The sequence below is a fragment of the Vreelandella piezotolerans genome (genome assembly GCF_012427705.1).
Classification (GTDB): Bacteria; Pseudomonadota; Gammaproteobacteria; order Pseudomonadales; family Halomonadaceae; genus Vreelandella; species Vreelandella piezotolerans.
The window spans coordinates 3,580,646-3,598,817 of record NZ_CP048602.1; the positions used below are offsets into that span (position 1 = coordinate 3,580,646).

Consider the following 18,172-nt stretch of genomic DNA (forward strand, 5'->3'; position numbering starts at 1 on the left):
CCGCCTTGTGATTGACCGTTTTCCCTGCGGTGGTGCATGCTCTGTGGGCACTTTTGCACCTCTTAACCCCCTTGGTCATATTGGGAACATAATAAATGAAAACATTTGCACGTAGTACGCTGGCACTGGGCATCTCACTGGCGCTGGTCAGCGCCGCGAACGCCAACGATTTTGCGGATATGGACCCGGTCACGCTGCGCCTGGCCCACGTGGTCAACGAGCAGGATGGCTTCCATATCGCGGCCACCAAGTTCGAAGAGCTGGTGGAAGAGCGCACCGATGGCAAGGTGAATATCGAGATCTTCCCCAACGCCTCGCTGGGCGATGAGCGCACGCTGCTGGAAGGCATGCAGATCGGCACCGTGGACATGGGCGTGATCACCAACGGCCCGGTGGCCAACTTCGTGGAAGAGATGGCGGTCTTCGAACTGCCCTTCCTGTTCCCCACTCCCGAAGCCGCCTATGGCGTGCTGGATGGCCCCATCGGTCAGGAGCTGCTGGACAAGCTGGCCGACGTGAACCTGAAAGGCCTGGCCTACGCCGAGCGTGGCTTCCGCAACCTGACCAACAGCGAGCGCGCCGTGAATTCGCCGGAAGACCTGGATGGCCTGCGCATTCGCGTGATGGAAAACCCGGTCTACACCGACACCTTCCGCGAGCTGGGGGCCAATGCGATCCCCATGGCCTGGACCGAAGCGCTTACCGCCATGCAGCAGGGCACCATCGACGGCCAGGAGAACCCGGTGAACGTGATCCACTCGTTCAACCTGGATGAAACCCAGAACTACATGACGCTCTCGCGCCACACCTACGCACCGGCGATCTTCGTGATGGGCATGCCCGCCTGGAACCAGCTCCCCGAGGCTGCCCAAGCAGTATTGGAAGAAGCCGCCCAGGAAGCTGCCGAGCACGAGCGCCAGGTGAACGCAGAGATGGAAGCGGAGCAGTTGCAGGCGCTGCGCGACGCGGGCATGGAGATCAACGACACCCCGGACATGGAAGCCTTCCAATCCGCCGTTGCGCCGGTGTACGAGAAGTACGGTGAGCAGTTCGGTGACTACCTGCCGCGTATTCAGGAGGCGCTGCAACAGTGATGTCGTTTGCACAGCCTCTGTTGACGCTGCTGCAACGCATTGAACGCGGGCTGGATGCCATCATCCAGCCCGTGGTGTTTGCGGGCATGGCGGCGTTGATCGGTGTGATCACGCTACAGATCGTTTCGCGGGTGCTGTTCAGCGCCGTGGGTTGGACCGAAGAGGTCGCGCGGTTTCTGCTGGTGTGGATCACCTTTCTCGCGGGCACGCTGGCGTTTCAGCGCGGGCGACATATCGCGGTCAGTTTCGCAGTGGATGCCTTGCCCCTCCCGATGCGCAAGCTGGCCAGGCTGGCGGCGCTGGCGATTGTGGTGGCGTTCATGATCACGCTGATCGTCATCGGCTACCGCTATATGCAGGTGCAGAGCTTCCAGAAATCCGCTTCGCTACGGCTCTCGATGACCTATGTCTACGCCGTGATGCCCGTCTGCGCGGCGATCATGGCGTGGTATGCGCTGGTCGATATGGTCGAGCTACTGGTGAACGGCGAGATGCCCCCGTCCCAGGAGGCGTCGTTATGACCCTGCTGCTGTTCGGGCTGTTCTTTCTGTTCATGCTGCTAGGCGTGCCGATTGCCTTTGCGATTGGGGCCAGTACACTCTACGCGCTGTATCAATCCGGCGTGCCGCTGATGGTGGTCACCCAGCAGATGTTCCAGGGCATCAACTCCTTTGCTCTGGTGGCCATTCCGATGTTCATTCTGGCCGGGGATTTAATGGCCCAGGGCAAGGTTAGCGAGCGCCTGGTGAGCTTTGCCGATTCGCTGGTGGGCTTCATGCGCGGCGGCTTGTCGGTGGTGTCCGTCATGGCGGGCATGTTCTTCGCGGCCATTTCTGGCTCCGGCGCGGCCACCACGGCGGCGGTGGGCTCAAGCCTGGTGCCGGAGCTCAAGCGCAAAGGCTACGACCCCGCCTCGGCGGCCAGCCTGATTGCCGCCAGCGGTACCATTGGTGTGGTGATTCCCCCGTCGGTGCCGATGATCATCTACGCGGTCATCGCCCAGCAGTCGGTTTCCGAACTGTTCTTGAACGGCTTTTTGCCGGGGCTGGCGATGGGCGTGGCCCTCATGGCCATCGCCATTACCCAGGCGTACAAACGCCAGTACCCGAAAGGGACCCCGCTGTCGCTGGCCACCATGTGGCGCACGTTCAAGGCCGCGAGTTGGGGCTTGATGACCCCGGTGATCATTCTAGGGGGCATCTTTTCGGGGATTTTCACGCCGTCGGAAGCGGCCGTGGTGGCGGTGAACTACGCCCTGCTGGTGTCGCTCTTCGTGTATCGCGACTTGACCCTGCCCCAGGTTTACAAGCTGTTGATTCGCTCGGCGATGACCACGGCGGTGATCATGCTGGTGATCGCCATGTCGGCGGTGCTGAGCTGGACGCTCTCTAGCTGGCAGGTGCCCGGCGCGATTGCCCAAGCGGTGCTGTCGCTCTCCACCAACCCTTACGTGATCATGCTACTGATCGTGGGAATCATTCTGCTCACTGGGGTATTCATCGAAACGGCCAGCGCTTTGATCATCCTCACACCGGTACTGCTGCCGCTGGTGCTGCAGCTGGGCATCGACCCGATCCATTTCGGGCTGATCATCGTGGTGGGGCTATCGATTGGCATGATTACCCCGCCCGTGGCGATCAACCTGTACGTGGCGTCGTCCGTGACCCAACTGCCGCTGGAGCGGATCACCCGCGCCATCATCCCCTATCTGCTAGGGCTGATTGGCGTGCTGCTGCTGGTGGTTTACGTGCCTATCCTGCTGGGCTGGTCGGGAAGCTGACGCCAAGCACCGAGCTCACGCGCGGTTTACTGCGCTTGGCCACTGGCTTGGCACGACTTCCGAAACTGGCCGGGCGTGACGTCGAACAGTTGATAAAAACAGCTGCGAAAATGGGAGATACTGACGAAGCCCGTGGCCACCGCCACCTCGGCCACGGGCTTGTTGGTTTGCTGCAGCAGCTGCCGCGCGCGGGTCAAGCGAAGCTCCATGTAGTAGCGCGAGGGGCTGGCATCGACGTACGTGCAAAACATACGCTCTAACTGACGTCGCGAAATGTTGACCCAGTTGGCGATTTCGGCAATCGTCAGCGGCTCTTCGATATTGTTCTTCATGAGCTGCAAAGAGACTTTGAGCTTTTCGGGTAGGGTCGGGTTTTGGTCGACGTTGAGCGTCGAGATATCCGGCGAATCGAGCCCCTTGTCGCAACTCAACATCTCCTCCACCGCCGCGACCACGGCGTTGCCGCAGTCCGCGCGCACCACCTCGAGCATCATGCTCAGCGAACTGCTGGCACCGGCGCAGCTCAGCCGGTTGCGGTCCACGATGAAGCTACGGCTGGTCACGGCGACATCCCAAAACTGCTCGGCCATCATCGCCCGGCCATCCGGATGATAAGCGCACTGATAACCGCTCAGCAGTCCCGCCTCCGCCAGAAAATAGGCACCGTTCCACAGCCCACCCAGCACGATGCCCTGAGCATCAGCACTTCTCAGCCGGTTACGTAGCAGCGGCGTCGACTTGGGCTGCACGCGCAGCCCCCCGCAGACGATCAACACATCGACCGGCGGCGAGGCGCTATCGAACGCGTCGAGCGATAGGTCGGTGGCCACCTCGATGCCCAAGTCGGACATCGTGGCGCCCGACTCGCCGCCCACCACCACCACGTCGTACAGCGTGGCGGCTTTCATCAGGTTGGTGGTCACCAGCGCATCCACCGCACCGGTAAACGCCATCATCGAAAAGTGCTCCAACAGAACGAATGCGACGCGACGCGTGCCGTGGGGCGTATCACGCTCCTCGGAAGGCGTAATGTAGGGCAAATTCTTGCTCTTTAACGTGCTAGAGAACCGGTCTCGCATGTGCCCTCGGTGTTCATTGGCAGCCGTGGTTTTTCTCGAACGTCGTTCACGAAGGAGGGTCGATCGCGTCGAGCACTTCGTCTACCGACATCACCTCACCGCACCGGCTGGGGGCGTACCCCGGTAGTTGGCTAACGGCCTCCTGGAAAGGCGTACCGCGCAGCGTCTTCAAAAAGAGCTGAACGCGGGGCTCTTTCAAGGCGCGGTGGTGGCAGGCCAGCAGGTAATCCTCGGTGGCCAGCGGAAGGAAATCGAGCCCAAATTTTTGGGCGGCTGCCTCCACCCCAAAACCGACGTCGGCCATGCCGGCCGCCACGTAGGCGGCGACGGCGGAGTGGGTGTACTCCTCGATATCAAAGCCGCGAATCTGATGACTAGGCACGTGCGACTCTTCCAATAGGCAGTCTAGCAGCGAGCGTGTACCTGACGAGCGTTGACGATTCACGAAGCGAATGCCGCTCGCGTTCAGCGAGGTGATCGCGTCGATACCCAGCGGGTTTCCTGGGGCCACCATCAGTCCCTGGGTGCGGGCAATGAAGCCGATCACCCGATGCTGCTGAGGCTTGAGTAGACCGTCATACGTGGCCCGCACACGCTCACCGACCGACCCACGCGGCAGATGAAACCCTGCTACGTCGCACGCCCCCCGTTCGAGCGCGGCCAGCGACTCATGGGGGCTGCAGTACTGCAGGTCCAGCGGCAGCGCTTCCAGGTGCTTGGGCAACAGCTCCACCGCAAAGCCGTGGCTGGCGTGCAGCCGCAGCACCGACGAGGCTCCCTGGCAAAGCTGCTGAATGGTGAGGTTGAGCTCCGAGCCGAGACTCTCCAGCTGTGGCCCTAGACGAGCCATCGCGCGCTGTTCGGCCCACAGCAGTTTTTCGCCGAGCAGCGATAGCTTGGCACCGCGTCCCCGTTGGAGTTCCACGAGCGGCACGCCAAAAAAATCGTCGCCCTGACGCAATAAGTTCCAGGCATGCCGGTATGAGACACCCACCTCTGCGGCGGCTTTGGTTAACTTACCCCGTCGATAGACCGCGCCCAGCAGGCGAAGTAACTGTACGTCGAGCTGATGTCCCGCCTCGTCTCGAAAGCACCAGCTAGGAATGACGGAGATTTTTTTCATTGGCACAAACTTTCATATTTTTTAGCTCGTAACTTGATGCTAGCGTGAAATTAACCGTGATGCACGCGAAATGACCATTCAAATATAGGCAAAAACGTGCATATTTATAATCAACAATTTGCACCGGGGAGAGACATGATGAACGGGTCTCCAAAATGGTCGCTGCCGTCGATCCAAGCCGAGATCGATGCGCTCAAACACCTACCAGGCGCGCTGCTACCGATCCTCCACGCCTTGCAGGATCGCTTCGGCTTCGTGCCATCAGACGCCATTCCCCTGATCGCCGAGTCGCTGAAGACGACCCGCGCGGAGGTGCACGGCGTCATTACCTTTTATCACCATTTTCGCACCACGCCGCCAGGCCGCCACGTAGTACAGGTGTGCCGCGCCGAAGCCTGCCAGGCGGTGGGTGGGCGGGCGCTCGAAGTCCACGTTAAATCTCGCCTGGGGATCGATTACCACCAGACTACCCCGGATCGAGAGATCACCCTGGAAGCCGTTTACTGCCTGGGCAACTGCGCCTGCGGCCCGTCGGTCCGCGTGAACGACGAGGTACGCGGCCGCATCACGCCCGAGGCGTTCGATACCCTAATGGACGAGCTACAGACGCAGCCCCTGGAGATGATCTCATGAGCGTGCGCGTCTTCGTTCCCCGGGAAACCACCGCGCTGTCATTAGGTGCCGATACCATCGCGCGACGCCTGGAGCGCGACGCCGCCGCCCGGCACGAAGGCATCACCCTGGTACGCAACGGCTCGCGAGGGCTGTTCTGGCTCGAACCCATGATCGAGGTGGAGACCCCCAAAGGGCGCTTCGCCTACGGGCCGGTCACGCCTAGCGACGTCCCCGAGCTGCTCGATAGCGGCATGCTGGAAGGCTGCATTAGTCACCCGCTAGCGCTGGGGCCGGTCGACGAGATCGAGTACCTCGCCCGTCAGCAGCGCCTGACCTTTGCCCGTATCGGTATCACCGACCCGCTCTCCATCGACGACTATCAAGTCCACCGCGGTTTCGCCGGTTTGGAGGTCGCCTTGGCGCTGACGCCCCAGGCCATCGTCGATGAAGTGAAGGCCTCCGGGCTACGCGGGCGCGGCGGCGCGGCGTTTCCCACCGGCATCAAGTGGCAGACGGTGCTGGATGCCCCCGCCGACCAGAAGTACATCGTCTGCAACGCCGACGAGGGCGACTCCGGCACGTTCGCCGACCGGCTGGCCATGGAGTGCGACCCCTACATGCTCATCGAGGGCATGACCATCGCCGGGCTCGCCGTGGGCGCCACACAGGGCTATATCTACCTGCGCTCCGAGTACCCGCTGGCGAAAAAAGTGCTCGACGAGGCCATCGCCCGCGCCGAACGGGCGGGCTTCCTGGGTGACGACATTCGCCACAGCGGCCACACCTTCCACCTGGAAGTCCGCCTGGGGGCCGGTGCCTATATCTGCGGCGAGGAAACCTCGCTGCTCGAAAGCCTGGAGGGCAAGCGCGGTCTGGTACGCTTCAAGCCACCGCTGCCCGCCATCGAGGGGCTCTTCGGCCGCCCCACCGTAGTCAATAACGTTCTCTCCTTAGCAGCGGTGCCGTTCATTCTGGCCGAAGGGGGCGACGCCTATGCGAACTACGGCATGGGCCGTTCGAAGGGTACGCTGGCGCTTCAGCTAGCGGGTAACGTCAAGCGCGGCGGACTGGTGGAGCTGGCCTTTGGCACCACTTTGCGCACGCTGATGGAGGAGTTTGGTGGCGGCACGCTCACCGGTAAGCCGTTGCGCGCCGTCCAGGTAGGCGGCCCGCTATGCGCCTATCTGCCCGAGAGCCAATGGGACATGCCGCTGGATTATGAAACCTTCGCCGAGGTAGGCGCAGGCATTGGTCATGGCGGCGTGGTGATGTTCGACGACAGCGTCGACATGGCCGAGCAGGCGCGCTTCTCGATGGAGTTCTGCAAGGTGGAGTCCTGCGGCAAGTGCACCCCGTGCCGCATTGGCTCGACCCGTGGCGTGGAGGTGATCGACCGCATTCGCGCGGACGATGATCGTGAGGCCAACCTCGCGCTGCTCAGTGACCTTTGCGACACGATGGTGGATGGCTCGCTCTGCGCCATGGGCGGCATGACCCCCTTCCCGGTACAGAGCGCGTTGAAACACTTCCCCGGCGACTTCCAGCGCCCGGCGAATGGAGAGTACTCATGATCCAACATTTCGATCCCCGCCGTCAGGCCAACAGCGTCGACTTCAGCCGCGACTTCGGCACCCCCGCGCCAGCCCCCGGTGCGGCCAACGTCAACCTCGAGATCGACGGTGTCACGCTCAGCGTGCCGGAAGGCACCTCCGTACTGCGCGCCGCCGCCCTTGCCGATATCAGCACCCCCAAGCTCTGCGCCACCGACAATCTCGAGGCGTTTGGCTCTTGCCGCCTGTGCGCCGTCGAAATCGAAGGGCGTCGCGGCCTGCCCGCCTCCTGCACCACGCCAGTCGCGGAAGGCATGAAGGTAACGACGCAAAACGCGCGGCTCGCCAAGCTGCGCCGTAACGTGATGGAGCTCTACATCTCCGACCACCCGCTGGACTGCTTGACCTGCCCGGCCAATGGCGACTGCGAACTGCAGGACATGGCGGGTAGCGTCGGCCTGCGCGAGGTGCGCTACGGCTTCAGCGGCGAGAACCACCTGGAAGCGGTCAAGGACGAGTCCAACCCCTACTTCACCTTCGACCCGAGCAAGTGCATCGTCTGCTCGCGCTGTGTGCGCGCCTGTGACGAGGTGCAGGGCACCTTCGCGCTGACCATCGACGGCCGGGGCTTCGACTCCAAGGTGTCGGCGGGCCAGAACGACGCCTTCATGGACTCGGACTGCGTCTCCTGCGGCGCCTGCGTGCAGGCCTGTCCCACCGCCACGCTGATGGAGAAGAGCGTAATCGACCAGGGCGTGCCGGACAGAAGCGTGGTGACCACCTGCGCCTACTGCGGCGTGGGCTGCTCCTTCGAAGCGCAGATGAAGGGCGACAAGCTGATCCGCATGGTGCCCTACAAAGGCGGCGACGCCAATCACGGTCACTCCTGCGTCAAAGGGCGCTTCGCCTTCGGCTACGCCACGCACAAGGATCGCATCCGCGAGCCCATGATCCGTGACAGCATCGACCAGCCTTGGCGCAGCGTCTCCTGGGAGGAGGCCATCGGTTTCGCCGCCCGCCGCCTACAGGAGACCCAAGCGCGCTACGGTCGTGAAAGCATCGGGGGTATCACCTCTTCCCGCTGCACCAACGAAGAGACCTATTTGGTTCAGAAGCTGATCCGTGCGGCGTTCGGCAACAACAATACCGATACCTGCGCGCGGGTATGCCACTCGCCCACCGGCTACGGCCTGAAGACCACGCTGGGCGAGTCGGCCGGCACGCAAACCTTCGACTCGGTGATGAAGGCCGACGCGATCATCGTGATCGGCGCCAACCCCACCGACGCCCACCCGGTGTTCGCCTCGCAAATGCGCAAGCGCCTGCGCCAGGGCGCCAAGCTGATCGTCGCTGACCCGCGCCGTATCGATCTCTTGAAAACGCCGCACATGGGCGAGGCCCAGCACCTGCCGCTGCGCCCGGGCACCAACGTAGCGCTGGTCAACGCGCTGGCCCACGTGGTGATCAGCGAAGGCCTCGAAGACACGGCGTTCGTCGCCCGTCGCTGCGATAGCGAGGCGTACCAGAGCTGGCGCGCCTTCATCGAAGACCCGCGCCACTCGCCGGAAGCCAGCGAAAGCATCACCGGCGTGCCCGCCGAGGCCGTGCGCCAAGCGGCACGCACCTACGCCACCGCCGACAACGGCGCGATCTACTACGGCCTGGGCGTCACCGAGCACAGCCAGGGCTCGACCATGGTGATGGGCATCGCCAACCTCGCCATGGCCACCGGCAACATCGGCCGCGAAGGCGTGGGCGTGAATCCGCTGCGCGGCCAGAACAACGTGCAGGGCTCCTGCGACATGGGCTCTTTCCCCCACGAGTTGCCGGGCTACCAGCACGTCGCCGACCCCATCGCCCGTGGCCGCTTCGAGGCCGTGTGGGGCGTGAAGCTCGACGACGAACCGGGCCTGCGCATTCCCAACATGTTCGATGCCGCCATCGAAGGGAGCTTCAAGGCGCTCTACGTACAGGGCGAGGACATTGCCCAGTCCGATCCCAACACCCAGCACGTCGAGGCAGCGCTCTCGTCGCTGGACTGCCTGATCGTGCAGGATATCTTCCTCAACGAGACGGCCAAGTTCGCCCACGTACTGCTGCCGGGATCGAGCTTTTTAGAGAAGAACGGCACCTTCACCAACGCCGAGCGGCGCATCAACCGGGTACGTAAAGTGATGCCCGCCGTAGCCGGTATGGAAGATTGGCAAGTCACCCAGGCGCTGGCCAACGCCCTGGGCGACCCGATGCACTATACCCACCCCTCCGAGATCATGGATGAGATCGCGCAGCTCACCCCGAGTTTCGCGGGCGTTAGCTACGCCAAGCTGGAGGAGCACGGCAGCCTGCAGTGGCCATGTAACGCCGACTACCCGCTGGGCACGCCGACCATGCACGAGCATGAATTCCCCATTGGCCTGGGCCGCTTTGCGATCACCGAGTACGTGGCGACGGAAGAGCGCACCAACCGCCGCTTCCCGCTGCTACTCACCACTGGCCGCATTCTCAGCCAGTACAACGTGGGCGCCCAGACCCGGCGCACCGACAACCAGTACTGGCACGACGAGGATGTGCTGGAGCTACACCCGTCTGACGCCGAGGTACGCGGCGTGCGCGACGGCGACTGGCTGGGTATTACCAGCCGCTCAGGCCAGACGGTACTGCGCGCCCGACTCAGCGAACGTATGCAGCCCGGAGTCGTCTATACGACCTTCCACCATCCAGGTAGCGGGGCGAACGTGATCACCACGGACAACTCGGACTGGGCCACCAACTGCCCCGAATACAAAGTGACCGCCGTGCAGGTAGAAAAAGTCAGCCAGCCATCGGCTTGGCAACAGCGTTTCAACGCCTTCGATCAGGCCCAGCGCGACCATTTGGCCAAGGCGCACCAGGAGGCGCCATGAGCGCAGCGGACACCCGCCATGCCTCGGCTTCGGCCGAGGCCGCGCTCATGCGCCTGCCGGTGGAGGAGCGCCGCGGCAGCAACGGCTGGCATGCCGACACCCACGAGGATGGCCTGGCCCTGGAGCAGCCGGTCGCGCTGGTCTACAACGGAATTTCGCACGCGGTGATGATGGCCAGCCCGACGGATTTGGAGGCGTTCGCGCTGGGGTTCAGCCTGACCGAAGGCATTCTGCACAGCGCCGACGAGTGCTACGACCTAGAGGTTCACGAAGCTCCAGGCGGTTTGGCCATTCACCTCACCATCGCCAGCCAGCGAATGGCCGAGCTCAAGCAGCGACGGCGCAGCCTGACGGGGCGGACCGGCTGCGGGCTGTGCGGCACCGAAGCGCTGGAGCAGGCCATCCGCCCGATCCCAGCAGTCACCGCGCCGTCGCTGAGCGACGCCGCCATCCAGCGCGCGCTTCAGGAGCTGTTCGCCCACCAGCCGCTCCAGGCCGTGACGGGCGCCAGCCACGGCGCGGCCTGGTGCGATCTTCAGGGGCGCGTCCAGTGGCTCTGCGAGGACGTGGGTCGCCATAACGCCCTCGACAAACTGGTTGGCACTTTAGCGCGCGAGAACGCGCCTTTGGCCAGCGGCTTCGTACTGGTCACCAGCCGTGCCAGCTACGAGATGGTCCATAAATGCGCCAGCGTGGGCATCGGTGCCCTGGTGGCCGTCTCGGCGGCGACGTCGCTGGCCGTTGAGCAGGCCCAAACCGCAGGGCTCTTTCTGGCAGGCTTTGCACGGCCCGGCCGCCACCTGATCTACCATCGCCCCGCCACGGCGGCGGTGGCCCACGGCTAAGGAGCCACATCATGTCGTCGAATCACACCACGCAACTAATCAGCATGACCAACCAAATCGCCGCTAACCTAGGCGGCGGTCGCGATGAAGAGGCCGCCGCCGCAGCCACCTGCCGCCACCTGGAAACCTTCTGGGCACGGTCGATGAAGCAGCGCCTGGTCGCCACCCTGGAGCACGACGATACCGAGCTCTCTCCACTAGCGAAACGTGCCGTCGTTCTACTCAGTGAGCGGCTCGCCGAGCGCCAGGCGGGGTAGTAAATCGGGCGCGCAGATACAAACGGGGGTGGCCAGTCGACCACCCCCGTTTGCATCGTCATGATGGGACAGATCAAGCCTCAGCCAAATTATGCCCGGTCTGGCCTGCGTCGAACGCCAGTACGTTATCGAACGCATCGCCAAAATAGAGCTCGTAGCTATCTTTCTCTACATAGCCCAGGTGAGGCGTGGCCAGAAAGTTGGGCAGCGCCAGCAGCGTATGTTCCACCACCGGTTCTTCATCGAACACATCCACGGCGGCCATGCCAGGGCGACCCGCTTTCAGCGCTGCTTCCAACGCGCCCGCCTCCACTAACGGCGCGCGGCTGGTATTCACCAGCACGGCGGTTGGCTTCATGCTGGCCAAATTCGCGGCCGTGACGATGCCGCGGGTTTCCGGGTTCAAGCGCAGGTGCAGGCTGAGCACATCGCTGCGCTGGAAGAAATCCTCTTGCGAGGCCGCGACCTCAAGCCCCGCCGCAGCGGCCCGCTGGCGGGTGCCTTCACGTCCCCATACCAACACGTTCATCTCGAACGCCTGGCCGTAGCGGGCGACCAACTGACCAATTTTGCCGTAGCCAAATACGCCCAGCGTGCGCCCTTTCAAGCCAGTGCCCAGGGTCCGCTGCCAGCGGCCTGCCTTGAGGTTTGCCATCTCTTCGGGAATGCGTCGCATGGCCGAGAGCACCAGCCCCCAGGTCAGCTCGGCCGCCGCAAAGGGCGAGCCGGTACCGGCCAGTACCACCACACCGTGCTCGCGGCAGGCGGCCATGTCCACATGGGCCGCGCCGCCGCCGGTTTGGCTGATCAGCTTGAGCTTGGGTAGCCGCGCCAGCAACGACGCGGTGATCGGCGTGCGCTCGCGAATCAGCACTAGCGCGTCGGCGTCTTGAAAGCGCTCGACCAGCGCGTCTTCCTCGCTGACGGTGTCGTTGTAAATGGTGACCCGGTGCCCCGCCAGCTTGGCGAAGGCATCGAGTTCACGCACGCAATCCTGGTAATCATCGGGAATGACGATGTGCATCAAAGCGGCTCCTTGCTCGGTGAACGCGCTAAAGAGCGATCCCCTTTAGCGGAATGGCTGAAAAACCGCTGCCAGGCGAAGATGCCGACGATGACGGCAATACCTACGACGTCCGTCATGACCTGACCGTTGATCAGCATCAGCGCGGCAAACAGCAGCAAACCGCGCTCTATCCAGGAGCAGGGGCGGGCAAAGTAGCCGATCGTCGAGGCCGCCAAGGCGATGATGCCCAGCACTCCCGAGGCCACCGCCATGGCGATGTCCAGCTTGGAGCCCTGCCCGAGCAGCGGTGGATGGTAGATAAACATAAACGGAATCAGGAAACCGCCCAAGGAAATTTTCGTCGCTGTCAGTGCCGTACGGAACCAGTGGGATCCCGCAATCGCCCCGCCAATGTAGGCCGCCAGCGCCACCGGAGGCGTCACACCCGACAAAATTGCAAAGTAGAGAATGAAGAGGTGAGCAGAGAGGCTCGGCAAGCCCGCCTCGACGAACGCAGCGGCGACCACTGACGCCGCCAGCATATAGGCGGCCACGGTGGGCAAGCCCATACCGAGAATGATGGCCACCACCATCGCTAGTAGTAGTGTGACCAGCACGTCACCGCCGCTCACCATCAAAATCAGCGAGGAGACTTTCAACCCTAGCCCGGTGATGCTGATCACCGCCGCAATGATCGCTACGCTGCCGATGATGACCGCAATCATCGCCGCGGTCATTGCCCCAGCTTCCAACGCGGCCGGTAGCGATTTCACCCGCTCCCAGAGCGTGCCTTGGCTGCGCGGCGACACCAGGTATAGCCCCATGGCGGTGAAGTAAGCCGCCACGGCGGCGGTAGTGGGCGTGTAGCGCAGCACCAGCATGGTAATCAGTACCACTAGCGGCAGCAGCAGGGTTTCGACATTGAAAAGCCCCTCCCGCAGCGTCGGGCGCTGGTCTTTCGGAATCGGGTTCAACCCCAGGCGTTTGGCTTCGAAGTGAACGCTCATCCAAATGGCAAGGTAGAACAACAGCGCAGGAATCAGCGCGGCGCTGATGATATCCAAATAGCTCGTGGAGATGACATCGGCCATCACGAACGCCGCGGCGCCCATGATCGGCGGTAGGATTTGCCCACCCGTCGAGGCAGAGGCCTCCGTGGCGGCCGCAAAGCGCGCGCTGTAGCCGTTTTTCTTCATCAGCGGAATGGTGAATACGCCGGTAGTGGCGACGTTGGCGGCGGTACTGCCGCTGATGCTGCCGAACATCGCGCTACACAGCGTAGCGGCTTTGGCAGGGCCACCTGCCATACCGCCCGTCGCGGCATTGGAGAGACGCATGAAGGTGTCACCGCCACCGGTGGTGACCAAAAGCGCGCCAAACATGATGAACACGACAATGACGGTGGATGAGGTGCGCATCAGACTGCCGAAAATGCCGGTCGGCCCTAAATAGAAGGTGGCAACGAGGTCATCCCAGCGGAACCCACCGTGCCCCCAGACGCCGGGCAGATGTTGCCCAAAGGCGGCATAGGCCAACGCAATCAACACCAAAATGGGGAACGCGAGGCCAATCGCCCGACGGCAGGCTTCCAGCAACAGTAGAATCGCGCTCACGCCGAAGACAAGATCCAGCGTCGTGGGCATTAAGTAGCCCAGCTGATAAATGATGCGATCAAAGTGATAAACGTAATAGGCGCTGATCACCACGCTCAATAAAATCGGAATGACATCGAACCACGGAATGCGCTGGGTATCCCGCACGCGGCAGTGGTACGCCAGAAAGATCAACGGCAGCGCAAACAGCAAATGCACCGCATTTTGGGTGTTCACCGGCCCAGTGACGGCGGTATAGAGGTGGAAAATGGCCATTGCCACCGCCGCCGTGCGGGCCACCATAAACCAGGCGCCGGTAAGCTGCCGCTTGCCTGCATCCTCCTGGTATTTTTCGACGACTGATACTTTTGCGGTTTCCATGGGGAACTCCCGCGCCGCCTATCAAGGGGAGGCTAGGCGGCGCGTCAGGCTAGTAGCAAACCACCCCGCCCGTAAAGGAGCGGGGTGCATGGGCGGGTTACTGCGCTTCAGGTGGAATGATGTCGGCGGGGATCTCCAGCCCTAATTCCTGGTAGTAGCGCAGCGCGCCAGCATGCAGCGGGAAGGTGGCCGTATCGACCACGGTTTGAGGATCGACGCTGCCCGCAGGTTTGAAGGAAGCAGCCACTTCGTCGTGATTTTCCCAGTAGGCTTTGGTGAGTTCATACACGGTGTCGGCATCGAGGTCGGTGGTGGCCGCAATGCCCATGTAAATGCCCAGCGACTGCGCTTCGCTCATGCCGGTGTAGGTGTCGGCCGGCACGATGGCGGGCGACAGGAAGGGCAGCTCAGTGGTCACCGTCGATACTTGCTCATCGGTGAGTGACAGCAGCTGTAGCGGCCGCGAGGAGTGCACTTCGGTGAACAGCGGAATGGGCGGTACGCCGTTATAGCTAAAGCCCACTAAACGACCATCGGTGACCCCTTCCGCCGCATCGTTGACGCGCATGCGCTGGAAATCGGGCTCGATGCCTAGGATGCCGAACACCTGCTCGGTGATGTACTCGCCACCCCCGCCGATGCTGCTGGGGTTGAAGCGCTCACCGTTGAGGTCTTCGAAGGTCTCGATGCCACTGTCCTGACGAACGGCCCAGTGCATGGTCGAAGGCGCAATCCAGTACACCAAGCGCACATCGGGGTTGGGCATATCGGCAAAGCGGCCTTCTCCGTTGTACTGCTCGTAACCCACTAGCGCCTCGGTGAAGGCCAGATCCAGTTCACCGTTGGTGAGGCGAATGGCGTTTTCGCGGGTGCCGCCGGTTTCCCGCACGGTAATTTCGTAGGGCGTGTTGGCGCTGATCACCCGTGCGCCTTCAGAAATACCAAAGAACCATCCCGTGCCCGTCGGCACCGAACCCATGTTGAGTGCCGTTTGCGCTTGGGCAGTCGCAGCGGTCAGCGCGCTGACGGCTAGCAGAGAAGCAGGAAGTACGTGGCGTAATTTTAGCGTCATCATTGTTATGTCCTCAAAGCGTCGGGAAGCATGTTGTGATGTTGTGTGCTGTGGGAGGCCTGGACTGCACCTCTCCCGAGAACCGAGTCAGCAAGGGGAGTCGCTTAACGGTGACTAAAGTGATACCGCCAATCCAGAGAGCTGTACATTGGTCATTGATGAACCTGCCTTCTCCAAACGCGAAAGCAGCGCCGCCAACGTGGCGTCAAAGCGTCGTTGCAGCGCCGTTGGCGGCCTGAGTCAAATGCTCCACCAGCACTCGCGCCGCCATGGAAAGCCGGTCTAAATCTTTGACATAAATACTCAGCTTGCGCCGTGCCCAGTCGTCCTCGATCGGTAACACGGTCACGTTGAGCCCATCCACGTACTGACGAATCGCCCCACGAGGCAGCACGCCGACGCCTAGCCCCGCCTGAACCATCAGGCAGAGCGCATCGTAGCTGGTCACCTGAATACGAATACGTAGCGTTTTGTTGGCTAGGCTGGCCGCCCGCATGATCTCTAAGTTAATTGCGCTGGCGGTGTGTAGACCCACGTGGGGGTAGTCCAAACATTCTTGAAAAAACACCCTCTCCCGCGTGGCCAACGGGTGATGCTGGGGCACCACCAGCACCAAATCATCGACATGGTAGGGGAACTCGATCAGGTCATAGCCGTGTAGCATCTGCGCGCAGACCCCGATGTCGGCGTTGTTGTTCATCACTTCACGGGTGATGATCGGGCTGACCTTCTCTTCCAACTGCACGCCAATATCCGGATGCCGCTCGAAAAAGGCACGCATTTCATGGGGCAGGTATTGGGTGATCGCCGACATATTGGCGAAGACCCGCACGATGCCTCGCTGGCCGCTGGCGTAATCGCGCATCTGCAGGTCGAGGTCTTCTAAGTTGTGCAGAACGCCTCGGGAAAGATTGAGCAGTGCGCTGCCCGCAGGCGTTAGCTCGATGCCCCGGTTATTGCGCTTGAGCAACGGCGTATTGAAGTACGCCTCCAGCTCGCTCAGGCGCTTACTCACCGCAGAGGTCGCCATGAACGATGCATCCGCCGCGCCAGTGATGGTGCCCAGCTCGGCCACTTTCACGAACAGCTTGAGCGAGGTGGGATCGAGTTTCATGAGAGCTGCCGCGCCAAGTCGATAAAATCTTCTGCGACCAGATCAAAGCAGGGGTCGACGCTCAAGTCCGGCGTGGAATCGGGCCCAAACTCTAACGGGCGCTTCACGAAGGCGGTGCGCATACCCTCCCGGTGAGCGGCCTGTAAATCGTCTTGATGGGCGGCGACCATCAATATTTGCGACGGCTTCAGGTCGAGGAGATGGGCCGCCATGTGGTACACCTCCGGGTCGCGTTTATAGTGCCCGGCAAGCTCCGAGGAGAGCACGCAGTCCCAGGGTAGCCCCGCATGGCGCGCCATGTTCACTAGCAGCGAGATATTACCGTTGGAGAGCGTGGCCAAAATATAGCGCTGCTTGAGCTGCGTTAGACCGTCCACGCTGTCTGGCCAGGGCGTCAAGCGGTGCCACACGCGGTTGAGATGCGCTTTTTCGGCGTCATCCAACTGCTCGGCAATATCAAAGGCGACCAGCAGACGGTCGAGGGTCATGCGGTGCAGGTCATCCAATTTGGTCCAGGGCAGCTCGCCTTGGCGGACACGGTTCATCGCGGGGGCGTAGCCTGCCCGCCACTCATCGGCAAACCGCGCCCAGTCGATAGTCAGCCCTTTGGCCTGGTTCAACCGTTCGCCTTCGCGGATGACGCTACCGCGCCAATCCACCACCGTACCGAACACATCGAAAGTGAGCGCTTTAATCTCGTGGGCAATGCCTGTTGTTGTCATGGAGTCTCTCCGATGGCGCCTGTGGAAGTGAGCAAGTGATCGACCAAGTGGCGAGCCACTACGGGCAGCGCTGCGTAGTGGCGCATACCGATCACCAGCTCGCGGGTGGCCCAGTCGTCGGCCAGCGGTATCATGCGCAGCTTGAGATCGTTCAAATCGCGGTACAGCGTGCGCTGCGGCAATACGCCGATGCCCATCCCGTAATGAATCATGCGGCAAATGGCATCGAAGCTGCGCACCTGTATACGCATGCGCAGGGTGCGTCCCGCTTGGCTCGCTTGCTCGTGGAGCAGGGATTGCAGCGAGGCATCCTGCTGCAAACCGACAAAGTCGTACTCAGCGGCCTGATGTAAATAGAGTTTGTCATGCACCGCCAGCGGATGGTCGTGGGGAGTCACCAGCACCAGCTGATCGCGCCGGTAAGGACGCACTTCCAGCTCGTCGGCAGCGACGTGGCTGGCGAAGATGCCAATATCCGCCACGCCATCGCGTACGGCGGTAATCGCCTCGCTGCTGGTGCGCTCCTGCAAATCGATTTTGATTTGCGGGTACTCCATGGCAAAGGCGCTCAAGTCTTGCGGCAAAAACGCAATGATGGCCGAGGTATTGGAGTGAATGCGCACATGCCCCCGCACCCCTTCCCCATACTCGCTCAGTTCCGCCTGTAGCCGTGCCACGTCTTCCAAAATACGTCGGGCGTGGTGTAGAAATGCGCGCCCCGCCGGGGTCAGCTCCACGCCGCGGGGGCGGCGATAGAGAAGCTCGGTGCCCACCAGCGTTTCTAAATCGCTCACCCGCTTGCTCACGGCCGCCAGCGCCAAGTGTTCGCGCTCGGCAGCGGCGGTCAAACGCCCTTCGTCGGCAATAGCGACGAACAGCCTTAGCGTTACAAAATCGAATCGCAGCATCACGTTTACCACGTCGTTATGGGGTAGGCCGTACCGGTCGCCTGCGAAAGGGTTCGTCGCTGGCGAACGTCTAGTTCCTGATTGCCTAATTGTGATGCTCAGCAGGCTCACAGATGCTTGAGGAACAACAA

At 62.2% G+C, this 18,172-nt stretch carries 16 protein-coding genes; 8 read left to right on the forward strand and 8 right to left on the reverse strand.

Features of this window, described 5'->3' with window-relative positions; all coding sequences use genetic code 11:
• The first annotated feature begins 95 nt into the window (after nt 1-95).
• From GYM47_RS16420 to GYM47_RS16430, 3 genes are read left to right on the forward strand one after another with little or no spacing between them, the layout of a single operon-like run.
• On the forward strand, nt 96-1,094 hold the full coding sequence (locus tag GYM47_RS16420; protein WP_139525937.1) for a TRAP transporter substrate-binding protein: 999 nt from the start codon (nt 96-98) through the stop codon (nt 1,092-1,094).
• A complete protein-coding gene (locus GYM47_RS16425; protein WP_139525938.1) occupies nt 1,094-1,615 on the forward strand; it encodes a TRAP transporter small permease in 522 nt (173 codons plus the stop codon). Before GYM47_RS16420 ends, GYM47_RS16425 begins: the two co-directional genes overlap by 1 nt.
• Nucleotides 1,612-2,874 carry a TRAP transporter large permease gene (locus GYM47_RS16430; protein WP_153843747.1) on the forward strand — a complete coding sequence of 421 codons (1,263 nt, stop codon included), beginning with the start codon at nt 1,612-1,614 and terminating at the stop codon, nt 2,872-2,874. Before GYM47_RS16425 ends, GYM47_RS16430 begins: the two co-directional genes overlap by 4 nt.
• Before the next feature lie 26 nt (nt 2,875-2,900).
• On the opposite strand, the gene GYM47_RS16435 is transcribed toward GYM47_RS16430, so the two are convergent.
• Both GYM47_RS16435 and GYM47_RS16440 read right to left on the reverse strand, forming a co-directional pair.
• Nucleotides 2,901-3,914 carry a GlxA family transcriptional regulator gene (locus tag GYM47_RS16435; protein WP_231125647.1) on the reverse strand — a complete coding sequence of 338 codons (1,014 nt, stop codon included), beginning with the start codon at nt 3,912-3,914 and terminating at the stop codon, nt 2,901-2,903.
• A gap of 85 nt (nt 3,915-3,999) precedes the next feature.
• Complete coding sequence (locus GYM47_RS16440) at nt 4,000-5,076, reverse strand: substrate-binding domain-containing protein (protein WP_139525941.1); 1,077 nt, start codon at nt 5,074-5,076, stop codon at nt 4,000-4,002.
• Between the two features lie 138 nt (nt 5,077-5,214).
• Here GYM47_RS16440 and GYM47_RS16445 point away from each other — a divergent pair, with 138 nt between their 5' ends.
• Genes GYM47_RS16445 through GYM47_RS16465 form a run of 5 tightly spaced genes read left to right on the forward strand, consistent with a single transcriptional unit; the run spans nt 5,215 to nt 11,246 of the window.
• Nucleotides 5,215-5,709, forward strand: a complete 495-nt coding sequence (locus tag GYM47_RS16445; protein ID WP_139526236.1) for a formate dehydrogenase subunit gamma — start codon at nt 5,215-5,217, stop codon at nt 5,707-5,709.
• On the forward strand, nt 5,706-7,262 hold the full coding sequence (locus GYM47_RS16450; protein WP_139525942.1) for a formate dehydrogenase beta subunit: 1,557 nt from the start codon (nt 5,706-5,708) through the stop codon (nt 7,260-7,262). Before GYM47_RS16445 ends, GYM47_RS16450 begins: the two co-directional genes overlap by 4 nt.
• A complete protein-coding gene (fdhF, locus tag GYM47_RS16455) occupies nt 7,259-10,144 on the forward strand; it encodes a formate dehydrogenase subunit alpha (RefSeq protein ID WP_153843746.1) in 2,886 nt (961 codons plus the stop codon). Before GYM47_RS16450 ends, fdhF begins: the two co-directional genes overlap by 4 nt.
• Nucleotides 10,069-10,989, forward strand: a complete 921-nt coding sequence (gene fdhD, locus GYM47_RS16460; RefSeq protein WP_231125646.1) for a formate dehydrogenase accessory sulfurtransferase FdhD — start codon at nt 10,069-10,071, stop codon at nt 10,987-10,989. Before fdhF ends, fdhD begins: the two co-directional genes overlap by 76 nt.
• Nucleotides 10,990-11,000: 11 nt before the next feature.
• Nucleotides 11,001-11,246, forward strand: coding sequence for a formate dehydrogenase subunit delta (locus GYM47_RS16465; protein WP_139525944.1), 246 nt, complete (start codon nt 11,001-11,003; stop codon nt 11,244-11,246).
• Nucleotides 11,247-11,319: 73 nt separating this feature from the next.
• Here GYM47_RS16465 and GYM47_RS16470 read toward each other — a convergent pair whose 3' ends face one another.
• The 6 genes from GYM47_RS16470 to GYM47_RS16495 form a co-directional block, all read right to left on the reverse strand.
• Nucleotides 11,320-12,270: a D-2-hydroxyacid dehydrogenase family protein gene (locus GYM47_RS16470; protein ID WP_139525945.1), complete on the reverse strand. Its 951-nt coding sequence runs from the start codon at nt 12,268-12,270 to the stop codon at nt 11,320-11,322.
• Nucleotides 12,270-14,225, reverse strand: coding sequence for a TRAP transporter permease (locus GYM47_RS16475; RefSeq protein ID WP_139525946.1), 1,956 nt, complete (start codon nt 14,223-14,225; stop codon nt 12,270-12,272). Before GYM47_RS16475 ends, GYM47_RS16470 begins: the two co-directional genes overlap by 1 nt.
• Before the next feature lie 97 nt (nt 14,226-14,322).
• Nucleotides 14,323-15,300, reverse strand: coding sequence for a TAXI family TRAP transporter solute-binding subunit (locus GYM47_RS16480; RefSeq protein WP_139525947.1), 978 nt, complete (start codon nt 15,298-15,300; stop codon nt 14,323-14,325).
• Between the two features lie 202 nt (nt 15,301-15,502).
• On the reverse strand, nt 15,503-16,411 hold the full coding sequence (locus tag GYM47_RS16485) for a LysR family transcriptional regulator (protein ID WP_139525948.1): 909 nt from the start codon (nt 16,409-16,411) through the stop codon (nt 15,503-15,505).
• Entirely contained in the window at nt 16,408-17,133 is a 726-nt protein-coding gene (locus GYM47_RS16490) for a haloacid dehalogenase type II (protein WP_139525949.1), read from the reverse strand. The genes GYM47_RS16485 and GYM47_RS16490 overlap by 4 nt, the downstream gene beginning before the upstream one ends.
• The gene (locus GYM47_RS16495) at nt 17,130-18,041 is read right to left on the reverse strand and encodes a LysR family transcriptional regulator (protein WP_139525950.1); all 912 of its coding nucleotides are present in this window, start codon (nt 18,039-18,041) and stop codon (nt 17,130-17,132) included. Before GYM47_RS16495 ends, GYM47_RS16490 begins: the two co-directional genes overlap by 4 nt.
• Nucleotides 18,042-18,172: the final 131 nt, after the last annotated feature.